Source organism: Pseudomonas sp. FBF18, from assembly GCF_024261405.1.
GTDB lineage: Bacteria > Pseudomonadota > Gammaproteobacteria > Pseudomonadales > Pseudomonadaceae > Aquipseudomonas > Aquipseudomonas palmensis.
Genome location: NZ_QKRS01000013.1, coordinates 163,086 through 173,437, shown reverse-complemented (window position 1 = coordinate 173,437; position 10,352 = coordinate 163,086). Strand labels below are relative to the sequence as shown.

The window sequence follows — 10,352 nt, the reverse complement described above, 5'->3', positions numbered from 1 at the left end:
CTTTCCAGCACCCCCATAGGCTCGGTACAGAGATGGCGATTATCGTCACTGGCAAGGCAAGCTTATCCATATAGACGATGGCTATGACCAAATAGATTAGTCCCCAGAGGAAGATCAATGTCACTGGAGCGATTCCGGCGAGCGCACCAAGCGTGAGGGCAATACGAATCTTGGTAAGTCTGGTCATCCCGATCCCTGTGGGGTAATTCATTCGCGGATAGGATAATTCCACCGCGCCACGAAATCGACATGCGCCGTTTTGTGGCGCGGGAGTAGCTATGAGCAGACCGATGCCACCGGCCGACCTGCTCGAGTCGCTATGGCTCACCCTGCAACCTTCCCCCGATGTATGGGAGTGGATACAGGCCGAGATCCTCGCCAACACAGGCAGCATCCACAACGAAGAGCACGCTCACCTCATTGACGCCAATATCGGCGTGCTGTGGGCGTCGTCTGCGTTCGCGAAGAAGGGTAGGACGGTGCTGGGCCAAGCCGAGCAGCTGATGATCCGGGCGGGCGGTTGGCAGAAGGCCCGACAAGAGCAGCAGATGCGTGACTGGTTCGGCGAAGAGCCTGAGTTCCTGATCACCCTTGCCGCTGACTACTGCGCCCAGTGCACTGAGGCTGAGTTCTGCGCCCTGGTCGAGCACGAGCTCTACCACATAGCGCACAAGCTCGATAAGTACGGCGCCCCGGCATTCGGCGATGACGGTCTGCCCAAGCTTGAGATGCGGGGTCACGATGTCGAGGAGTTCGTCGGCGTGGTGAGGCGCTACGGTGCCAGCCCTGACGTACAGCAGCTGATCGAAGCTGCAAGCCGGCCGCCTGAGGTGGCCAAGATCAACATTTCGAGGGCCTGCGGAACCTGTCTGCTCAAGTCGGCCTGACGCTAGACAGGCATTAGACGGAATCCCAACCTATGGCAGCCCTGAGCAACGAGGTGAAGGCCTTTATCGTTCAGGCGTTGGCCTGCTTCGATACCCCCACCCAGGTGGCAGAGGCCGTCAAGCGTGAATTCAACATCGATGTGACCCGCCAGCAGGTGGAGACGCACGATCCAACAAAGCGATGCAGCAAGACCCTGGCCAAGCGCTGGGTGACGCTATTCGAAGACACTCGAGCGCGATTCCGCGAAGAGGCGGCCGAGATCCCCATCGCGAACAGGGCCTACAGGCTCCGTACGCTGGGCAGGCTGGCCGAAAAGGTTGAGGGCATGCGCAACTACGGGCTGACCCTCCAAATCCTTGAGCAGGCCGCCAAAGAGGTTGGTGACGTCTACGTGAACCGCCAGACAAAGGCGGATGTGCCGCAGGAGAACGTAGTACCCACCTCGGTTCAGGTCACGGTTATGGATGCGAGGAAGCCTGATGCCAATGCTTAACGTGCCTCAGGCCACCTTCCTCCAGATGCATCACAAGTTTCGCGGCTTCGTCGCTGGCTTCGGCTCGGGTAAGACCTGGGTAGGCTGCGCTGGCATCTGCAAACACGTGTGGGAGTGGCCCCGGATCAACTCCGGCTACTTCGCCCCGACCTACCCGCAGATTCGCGACATCTTCTTCCCGACCATAGAGGAGGTAGCCTTCGACTGGGGCCTGAAGGTCAAGACGAAGGAGAGCGACAAAGAGGTCGAGTTCTACAGTGGCGGCCAGTACCGCAGTACGACCATTTGCCGCTCGATGGAGAAGCCGCAGACCATCGTGGGCTTCAAGATCGGTCACGCCCTGGTAGACGAACTCGACGTTCTGCCCAAGCTCAAGGCTGAGCAAGCCTGGCGCAAGATCATTGCCCGTATGCGCTACAACGTTGACGGGCTCAAGAACGGTGTAGACGTCACCACGACCCCTGAGGGGTTCAAGTTCGTCTATCAGCAGTTCGTGAAGCAGCTGCGCGAGAAGCCAGCGCTGAACGGCATGTACGGGCTGGTGCAGGCCAGTACGTTCGACAATGAGTTGAATCTGCCGCCTGACTACATCCCGTCGCTGATGGACTCGTACCCAGAGCAGCTGATCATGGCCTACCTGAATGGCCAGTTCGTCAACCTGACGTCCGGGACGATCTACACCGCCTACGACCGCAAGCTGAACGGCAGCCAGGAGACCATCCAGCCTGGTGAGGTGCTGTTCATCGGCATGGACTTCAACGTCGGCAAGATGTCGGCGGTCGTGCACGTGAAGCGTCTTGGCCTACCGCACGCGGTCGACGAGATCATCAACGGCTACGACACGCCGGACATGATCAAGCAGATCAAGGAGCGGTACTGGCTGTACGACGGCAACGACTACCGCAACACACGCCAGATCCGGGTCTACCCCGACGCCTCTGGCGATTCTCGCAAGTCCGTCCGGGCCAGCGAGACCGACATATCCCTGCTCAAACAGGCCGGTTTCATTGTCTCGGCCCCGGGCGCAAACCCGCCGGTCAAGGATCGAATCAACTCGATGAACGCCATGTTCTGCAACGCAGCAGGGCAGCGCCGGTATCGCGTGAACGCGGACAAGTGCCCGACCTATGCCGATGATCTCGAGCAGCAGATCTGGGGCGCTAACGGCGAGCCTGACAAGAAGCAGGGCAACGACCACCGGCCAGATGCCGGCGGCTACTTCATCCACAAAGAGTACCCAATCAACAAGTACTCCCTCGCAGGTGTTTCCTAATGGGCGCAGTCCGATTCCTAAGCGACAAGCTCGTGAACCTGGTGGCAAACCTTGGCACCGGGCGCGATAAGGCGTCGGGGTCCGTGTATGCCTTCGAGGTGATGACCGACCTTGAGTTGATGGCCGCGTACCGGGGCGCATGGCTCCCACGCAAGATCATCGACATCCCGCCGCTTGATGCCACGCGGCGCTGGCGGGGGTGGCAGGCCAGCAAGGACCAGATCCAGAAGATTGAAGCTGAGGAGAAGCGGCTGGATGTTCGCCGCAAGGTGAAGCAGGCAATGACCCGTGCGCGACTGTTCGGCGGCGCTGCAGTGTTCATTGGCACCGGTGAGCGCGACACTTCAGTTCCGCTCAATCCTGAGCGCATCAAGGCAGGTGGAATCAAGTACCTGACGGTGATGAGCCGCCGGCAGCTGTCGCCTACAGAGTTGGAGCAGGACCCCCAGTCCGAGCTGTACGGCAAGCCCAAGGCATATCGCCTGGCAGGCAGTCAGATCGACATTCACCCGTCGCGCCTGGTCGTGTTCATCGGCTCCGAGCTACCAGATGCTGATCTTGAGATCGGACAGCAGTTCGGTTGGGGTGATTCGGTGCTGCAGTCGGTCATCGACGCCATCAAGCAGTCTGACGGCACCATGTCGAACGTGGCCAGCCTGGTGTTTGAGGCCAAGGTCGATGTGATCAAGATTCCTGACTTCATGCAGCACGTGCAGGATCCTGAGTATCGAAAACAGGTTCTGCAGCGATTGGGCCTGGCCGCTACTGCCAAAGGCATAAACGGCCAGATCCTGCTGGACGCCCTGGAGGAGTACGAAAGCAAGTCTGCCAGCTTTGGCGGCCTGCCAGATGTGATTGACCGATTCCTGCAGGCAGTGGCCGGCGCAGCAGACATTCCGCTTACTCGTCTGGCTGGACAATCACCGGCAGGCATGAGCAGTACCGGCGAGTCTGACCTTCGAAATTACTACGACCGCATCCAAGCCATGCAGGAGCTCGACATCACGCCGACCATGCAGATCCTCGACGAATGCCTAATTCGTTCTGCTATGGGGTCGAGAGACGCCCAGGTCCACTACATCTGGAATCCTCTATGGCAGCCAACCGCTTCCGAGCGGTCGGAGATCAGCAAGCGGTCAGCGGAGACAGTAAAGATTCTGGGCGAATCAAAGCTGTTCCCGGATGAGGCGCTGAGCAAGGCGGCCACAACCATGCTGGTCGAGCAGAGCGTTCTGCCCGGACTGGAGGCGGCCATTGCTGAGTTCGGCTCCCAGCTGCCGGACGAGGAAGAAAGCGAGATCGACGAGGAGGGCAGCAAGACCTCGTCGCGCACTGCCTCCCTCAGTGACGCCGCGCCAAGGCCGCTGTACGTGCAGCGCAAGGTCACCAACGGCGCCGACATCCAGGCCTGGGCCAAGGCGCAAGGTTTCGAAGCCACGCTACCGACGGATGACCTGCACGTCACCATCGCATACAGCCGGCAGGCGCTGGACTGGATGAAGATTGGCGGCGACTGGGGCAGTCGGCATGACGGCGGGTTAACCGTCGCCCCTGGCGGCGCACGCCTGGTCGAGCCGCTGGGCAGCGAAGGCGCTGTCGTGCTGCTGTTCAACTCGTCCGAACTGGCCTGGCGACACATGCAGATCCGTGAAGCCGGCGCCTCGTGGGATTACGAGGAGTACCAGCCGCACGTGACCATCACCTACGCCGCTGGCGATCTCGACCTAAGCAAGGTCGAGCCGTACCGCGGGAAGATCGAATTCGGGCCGGAAATCTTCGAAGACCTGTAGCCCTGAGGTAAACCATGATCCTTCAAGACTCTGTCACCGCTTCCAATGTGCGGCGGACGGCTGACGGCTACCTGGTGGCCGAGGCCCGAGTCGCTCGCGCCGGCATCCAGGACTACCTGGGCACCGAGATCGACCCGGACAACGAGCACGGCCTGCGCGACAAGCCGATCGTCAAGGTGTACCGGCCGGAGAGCTCGGTATTCCACAAGGACGCCATGCAGTCCTACGCATACCGGCCCATGACCAATGGTCACCCGGGAGGCGAGGGCGTCAACGCCAAGAACTGGAAGGACCACGCCATCGGCCAAACCGGCGGCGAAGTCGTCCGCGATGGCGAGTTCGTCAAGGTGCCGCTGGTGCTTATGGACGCCAAGGCCATCGAGGACTACGAGGCCGGCAAGCGTGAGCTCTCCATGGGCTACGGCGCTGAAGTGGTGTTCCAGGACGGCAAGACCCCGGATGGCGAGCACTTCGACGTCTACCTCGGCCCCATGAAAATGAATCACCTGAGCCTGGAGCATCGCGCTCGGGGCGGCGAAAAGCTTCGCATCGGTGATAACGACCCCACACCCCCAAAAGGAGGCCATCACATGGCTGATTCCCTGCGCACGGTCATTGTTGATGGCCTGTCCGTTCAAACCACCGACCAGGGCGCCCAGGCGATCGACAAGCTGACCAAGCAGCTGGCCGACGCGGGCGTCAACATCAAGACCCTGACCGACGCGCATGCCGTGGCCCTGGCGGCCAAGGATAACGAGCTGGCCAAGAAGGACGCCGAAATCGACGGACTGAAGGCCAAGCAACTGAGCGATGCTGACATTGACAAGCGCGTCCAGGCTCGTGCCGACCTGATCACCAAGGCCAAGTCCATCGCCGATGCCGACTACACCGGCAAGGGCGACGCCGAGATCCGCAAGGCCGTGGTCATCGCCAAGCTGGGCGACGCAGCCATCGCTGGCAAGACCGAGGCCTACATCGACGCTCGCTTCGATCTGCTGCTTGAAGACGCCGCGAAGAACCCGTCCGGCGACCCGTTCCGCCAGCACATGATCCAGCAGGACAGCAAGACCACCGGTGACGACGCCGAGAAGGCGCGCCTGCAGATGATCGCTGACATGCAAACCGCCCACCGCCCGGCCCAGGCCTAAGGAGAACCAGCAATGGCTACCTACCAAACCACTTACGGCAACGCCCCGGCCAAGGGCCTGGTTGGCCAGATTGCCAGCGAGGAGAAGTGCAACAAGATCTCCCGCACCGTCGAGAACGCTGAGGGCATCCGCTTTGGTGTGCCAGTCCAGCGCGGCGCTGGTGACCACGGCGTTGTGCCTTTCTCCGCCGGCACGTTCATTGGGTTCGCAGTGCTGAACCCGGCAGTGCCGCCCGTTGCCCAGGGCTCGCAGCTCGTCGACGGCTACCCGCAGTACTTCACCGGTGCCTTCATGACCATGGGCTGCATGAAGGTCCAGGCCGGCGGCGCTGTCGTGGACGGCGGCGAGGTGTTCTACAACCCGACCACCAACCGCTACGTCGCCGCTACCGGCGCTGGCATCGTCGGCCCGCTCCCTGATGTCGTGTTCGACACCTCCGGCGCGAACGGCGACATCGTCGAAATCTCCATGGGCCTGCGCCCAATCGCTTCCGCCTAAGGCCGAGGGAACTACCACATGAATCGCTTCGAAGACGCTCAGGCGGCGCTCCCGTTCGTTCTGGCCCAGGGCCGCAACATCGAGACCCGCGTCTACCAACGCCGCTACCCAGCCTTCAACTACGCCGCGCACGTGCCGGTCGTGACCGAAGGCCAGCCGTGGGCTATCGGCACCACCTTCTTCACGGTCGATACCGCCGGCGAGGCCAAGTTCCTCAGCGGCGCCGGTACCGACATGCCGTTCAACCAGGCCACCCGCGATCAAGCGTCGCACGACTTCGCCATGATCGGCTCCGGCTGGGAGTGGAACCTGGAGGAGATCAACCAGGCCGCCCTGTACGGCGTAAACCTGAACGACACCAAGGCCATGAGCGCTGCGGACAAGGTTGAACGCCTGCTGAACAGCATTGCCATGGTTGGCTCCACCGAAAAGAACTGGCAGGGCTTCCTGAACAACTCGGCGGTATCCCGCGCCGACGCGGCGGCCACCGGCACCGGCAGCTCGACCTTCTGGTCGGCCAAGACCGTGGACCAGATCCTCGACGATGTGAACGGCCTGCTGTCTGGTATCCGTACCAACACTGAGGAAGTTGAATGGGCTGACACCCTGCGCCTGCCTCCAAACGCGTTCCGCCTGGCAGCGACCAAGCGCCTGGGTGCCGGTGATGGCTTCATTACCGTGCTGGAATACCTGCGTCGCAACAACATCTACACCGCAGAAACCGGCCAGCCTCTGGACATCATGCCGATCCGTGAAGCGCGAAACGCCTCGCAGGACGGCGGCGGCCGAGCGGTTGCCTACCGCAAGGACCCTGAAGTTCTTCGCTTCCACCTGCCGATGCCGCGTCGCGTCCTGGCCCCGCGCCAGAAGTCCATCATGGGCTTCGAGACCGGCATCATCGCTCGCACCGGCGGCACCGAGATCCGCCTGCCGGGCGCGGTTGCCTACCTCGACGAAATCACCCCGCCGGTGGCCTGATAGGAGAACGTCATGAAGGTGACCAACAACTCGAAGGCGCTGCAGGGCTTGCACACCGCCATGGGCCTGATTTACCTCGCCCCGGGCGAATCCCGCGAAGTCGACCTGACCGAGCAGGGCCACAAGCTGGCCTCCCGCCTGGACTTCCTGAAGGTCTCCGGCACTGCGCCGAAGGCCGACGAAGGCGACAAGGAGGCGCTGTTCGCCAAGCTCAAGGCGCTGGGCATCGAGGCTGGGAAGAACTCCAGCCTGAAGACCCTGCAAGAGCGCCTGGTCGAGGCTGAAGCCAAGGCCAAGGAAGAGGCCATCGCCAAGCTCGCCGAGAAGGGCATCCAGGTCGGCGAAGACGTCACCCTGGAAGAGCTGCAGGCCGAACTGGCCAAGCACCAGTAATAACCCCCGGGCGTTCCGGCAAATCCGGCGCCCACCAACTCGAGATACCACGATGCCTGACTTCTACGGGACATTGGCCGGCGCCGATGCGTACCTGGCCGCCCGCGGCAACGCCGCCTGGGCAGCCGCCACTGAAGTGGACAAGCAGGCCGCCCTAGTGCGGGCATCGGGGTATGTGGACGGTATGGTCGGCCAGCAGGCGAGCAACGCTACTGCTGGCTGCGTGTACGTCTTCCCCGGCCAGAAGGCCGGAGGCTACAGCCAGGCGCTGCAATGGCCGCGCACTGGCGCCGTGGATCGCATGGGCGACCAGGTACCGGGGGATGTAGTCCCGGCAGCCATCGAGCAGGCCACCTACGAGGCTGCCGCCCGCGAGCAGGCCGCCCCCGGCAGCCTGAATCCCGACTTCGTGCCATCCCAGGTAGTGCAGCGCGAGAAAGTCGGACCGCTTGAGCAAGAATTCGCCGTGGCCAAGAACGGAACCCCCAGTATCCGTCCGGTTATCGGCATCATTGACTCGCTGTTGTATCCGCTGCTTGTCGTGCGCTGCCCAGCGGCTGCGGTGTACGTCGTATGACAGCCGGCGAGATCCTGCGGGCGATCGAAGCGCTGGAGCCTGGCATGCAGCGGGCCTATCTCGACTCGATCCGCGCCGCGGTTGACGCTGCGGTGATCGCGGAGGTCGAGCGGCTAATTGCTGAGGATGACGAGCAGGGCCTGGTTGCACTGCTGAGCCTCGGTGCGCTGGCGACCTTCACCGAGGCGATGCGCGGGGCCTTCCTGGCCGGCGGACGGTTCGAGATGGTCGCGATCATCATTCCCGCGCCACTGCGCCGTGAGATTGGCCGCAAAGAGTTCGACCCATCTGCCCAGCTGGCCCAGGCCAGGGTAGCCCAGCAGGTCGAGCAAGTGCGGCAGGTATCCGCCGACGGCGTGCGTGAAGCGATCCGCGCAGTGATGGGCAGCCGGAGAACGATCGGCGGCCCACAGCGAACTGCGCGGCAAGCTGCCCTTGATCTGGTGGGCCGAACCAGTCCTCAGACCGGCCGGCGCACCGGTGGCGTGCTGGGTCTTCCCGGTAACATGGCGCAGTACGTGGCCAATGCCCGCCAGCAGCTGCTGAGCGGCGACCCGGACGAGATGCGCAAGTACTTTTCTCGCACCCGCCGCGACCGTCGATTCGATGGCATCGTTCGGCGCGCGCTTGAGGCCGGTAAGCCGGTGGCCACCGCCGATGTCGAGAAGATCGCCGGTCGGTACTCCGATCGCCTGCTGAAGACACATGTCGAGATGCTGGTCAGGACTGCGGCGACCGAATCGTTCAACGCCGGCCGCGACCAGGCCTGGGAGCAGCTGGTTTCCCAAGGCTTGGACCGATCCAAGATCGAGAAAGAATGGCGGGACCGGGCCGACGAGAAGGTGCGCAACAGCCACCGTCACATGCGCGGCGAGACCGTGATCCTTGGCCAGGCCTTCCGCACCAACAGCGGCGCGCTGCTGCGTTATCCGGGCGATAGGGCTCTGGGTGCCGGCTACGACGAGACCGCCAACTGCCGCTGCTACCTGATCTACCACCTGAGGACCTGACCAATGGCCGACATCTACGACCGCAGCCGGGCGCTGGCGGTGCGCATGCTCGCGCCACGGGAGAAGGGCGGGAAGGGTGCGGAGATGACGCTGCAGCGTCGTCAGCAGGGCTCATACGACCCGGTCGCAGGAGGCGCGACGACCATCACCGTGAGCCATGCCGGATCCGCGTTCCGCGACACCTACGCCCAGAAGGATATCGACGGCACCCGCATCAAGCAGGGCGACGTCAAGCTGCTGGTTTCTCCGCAGAAACTCGACGGCACAGATTTACCGGTACCGACCACCCAGGACCAGGTGATCTTCGATGGCAAGGTCTACACCCTGATCGCAGTTGTGCCTTGGAATTACGCTGGCCTAGACGTCGGCTTTGAAGTGCAGGCGAGGGCGTAGCATGGCCAACCACATGACATCCCGCTTCGGAAATCTGAACGGGTCGTTCGCTCAGCAGCTCCAGCAGTACCGCGACGAGACGCTGGAGACTATGGACGAGGTGTTCCGCCGCGTGATGATCGAGATCGGCACAACCGTCATCCGACTATCACCGGTGGACACCGGGCGATTCCGTGGCAACTGGCAGTTCACCGTAGACGCGCCGGCAAGTGCCAGCCTCGACAACCTCGACCCGGACGGGCACGAGACCATCGCCAAGCTGGCGGCAGACGTGCAGCATCTGAGCTACGGGCAGACCGCCTACCTGGTCAACAACCTGATATATGCCATTCCGCTGGAGTACGGCCACAGCGGTCAGGCCCCGGCGGGTATGGTGCGAATTACCCTGGCCGGCTTCCAGCAGATGGTCGAGCAGGCCGTTAGAGAGGTCAACGCATGAGCCACGCACGCGCCCGCCAGGCGATCGAGATCAAGCTGTCGGCCTGGGCCATGGCCTACCCGATCAAGGTGGCGAACTTCGAGCAGGCCTTCGAGCCCACGGCTGGCGAGACTTACCTGAGGGCCTTCCTACTACCTGGTCCGACAACCTGTCGCTACCTGGGCGGCGATGCCTACGAGTACGCCGGCGTCTACCAGGTGAGCATCATCTGCCCATCTGGCGAGCCATTGGGCACTCCTGAGGCGCTGGTCGCCGCGCTTTCCGGTCTTTTCCCGGTCGACTCCGAGCTCAGCAGGAGTGGATTCGAGGGGCTGATCATCGAGCCGGTAGAGCAGGGGCCAACCATCACCGAGCCGACGACCTACACGGTCCCGGCCAGCATCAGCTACCGCGGCGTCGCAGACCTGTAAGTCACTCAACGGCCTCTTCTGGCGGCCAACCAAACACGCAGCCTAGGCCCGTACAGCCGAAT

At 62.8% G+C, this 10,352-nt stretch carries 14 protein-coding genes; 13 read left to right on the top strand and 1 reads right to left on the bottom strand.

Going from position 1 to position 10,352, the window contains the following annotated elements; translation table 11 throughout:
- On the bottom strand, nt 1-187 hold a 187-nt coding region (locus tag DN387_RS19685; protein WP_254506251.1), incomplete at its 3' end, for a hypothetical protein.
- A gap of 91 nt (nt 188-278) precedes the next feature.
- Here DN387_RS19685 and DN387_RS19680 point away from each other — a divergent pair.
- From DN387_RS19680 to DN387_RS19620, 13 genes are read left to right on the top strand one after another with little or no spacing between them, the layout of a single operon-like run.
- Nucleotides 279-887 (top strand): putative metallopeptidase, encoded by a 609-nt coding sequence (locus DN387_RS19680; RefSeq protein WP_254506249.1) that lies wholly within the window; start codon nt 279-281, stop codon nt 885-887.
- A gap of 32 nt (nt 888-919) precedes the next feature.
- Nucleotides 920-1,381 (top strand): DUF2280 domain-containing protein, encoded by a 462-nt coding sequence (locus DN387_RS19675; RefSeq protein ID WP_254506247.1) that lies wholly within the window; start codon nt 920-922, stop codon nt 1,379-1,381.
- Nucleotides 1,368-2,654, top strand: a complete 1,287-nt coding sequence (locus tag DN387_RS19670; protein ID WP_254506245.1) for a terminase family protein — start codon at nt 1,368-1,370, stop codon at nt 2,652-2,654. The genes DN387_RS19675 and DN387_RS19670 overlap by 14 nt, the downstream gene beginning before the upstream one ends.
- 32 nt (nt 2,655-2,686) lie before the next feature.
- Nucleotides 2,687-4,444: a phage portal protein gene (locus tag DN387_RS19665; protein ID WP_254506243.1), complete on the top strand. Its 1,758-nt coding sequence runs from the start codon at nt 2,687-2,689 to the stop codon at nt 4,442-4,444.
- A gap of 14 nt (nt 4,445-4,458) precedes the next feature.
- Nucleotides 4,459-5,592: a DUF2213 domain-containing protein gene (locus tag DN387_RS19660; RefSeq protein ID WP_254506241.1), complete on the top strand. Its 1,134-nt coding sequence runs from the start codon at nt 4,459-4,461 to the stop codon at nt 5,590-5,592.
- Between the two features lie 12 nt (nt 5,593-5,604).
- Nucleotides 5,605-6,090, top strand: a complete 486-nt coding sequence (locus DN387_RS19655; protein ID WP_254506239.1) for a hypothetical protein — start codon at nt 5,605-5,607, stop codon at nt 6,088-6,090.
- Nucleotides 6,091-6,108: 18 nt separating this feature from the next.
- Nucleotides 6,109-7,068 carry a DUF2184 domain-containing protein gene (locus tag DN387_RS19650; RefSeq protein WP_254506237.1) on the top strand — a complete coding sequence of 320 codons (960 nt, stop codon included), beginning with the start codon at nt 6,109-6,111 and terminating at the stop codon, nt 7,066-7,068.
- Between the two features lie 12 nt (nt 7,069-7,080).
- Nucleotides 7,081-7,461, top strand: coding sequence for a hypothetical protein (locus DN387_RS19645; RefSeq protein ID WP_254506235.1), 381 nt, complete (start codon nt 7,081-7,083; stop codon nt 7,459-7,461).
- Between the two features lie 52 nt (nt 7,462-7,513).
- A complete protein-coding gene (locus DN387_RS19640) occupies nt 7,514-8,038 on the top strand; it encodes a DnaT-like ssDNA-binding protein (protein ID WP_254506232.1) in 525 nt (174 codons plus the stop codon).
- Nucleotides 8,035-9,048 carry a hypothetical protein gene (locus tag DN387_RS19635; RefSeq protein ID WP_254506229.1) on the top strand — a complete coding sequence of 338 codons (1,014 nt, stop codon included), beginning with the start codon at nt 8,035-8,037 and terminating at the stop codon, nt 9,046-9,048. The genes DN387_RS19640 and DN387_RS19635 overlap by 4 nt, the downstream gene beginning before the upstream one ends.
- 3 nt (nt 9,049-9,051) lie before the next feature.
- Nucleotides 9,052-9,441, top strand: a complete 390-nt coding sequence (locus DN387_RS19630) for a hypothetical protein (protein ID WP_254506227.1) — start codon at nt 9,052-9,054, stop codon at nt 9,439-9,441.
- 13 nt (nt 9,442-9,454) lie between these two features.
- Entirely contained in the window at nt 9,455-9,880 is a 426-nt protein-coding gene (locus tag DN387_RS19625) for an HK97 gp10 family phage protein (protein ID WP_254506225.1), read from the top strand.
- Entirely contained in the window at nt 9,877-10,290 is a 414-nt protein-coding gene (locus DN387_RS19620) for a phage tail terminator-like protein (RefSeq protein WP_254506223.1), read from the top strand. Before DN387_RS19625 ends, DN387_RS19620 begins: the two co-directional genes overlap by 4 nt.
- Nucleotides 10,291-10,352: the final 62 nt, after the last annotated feature.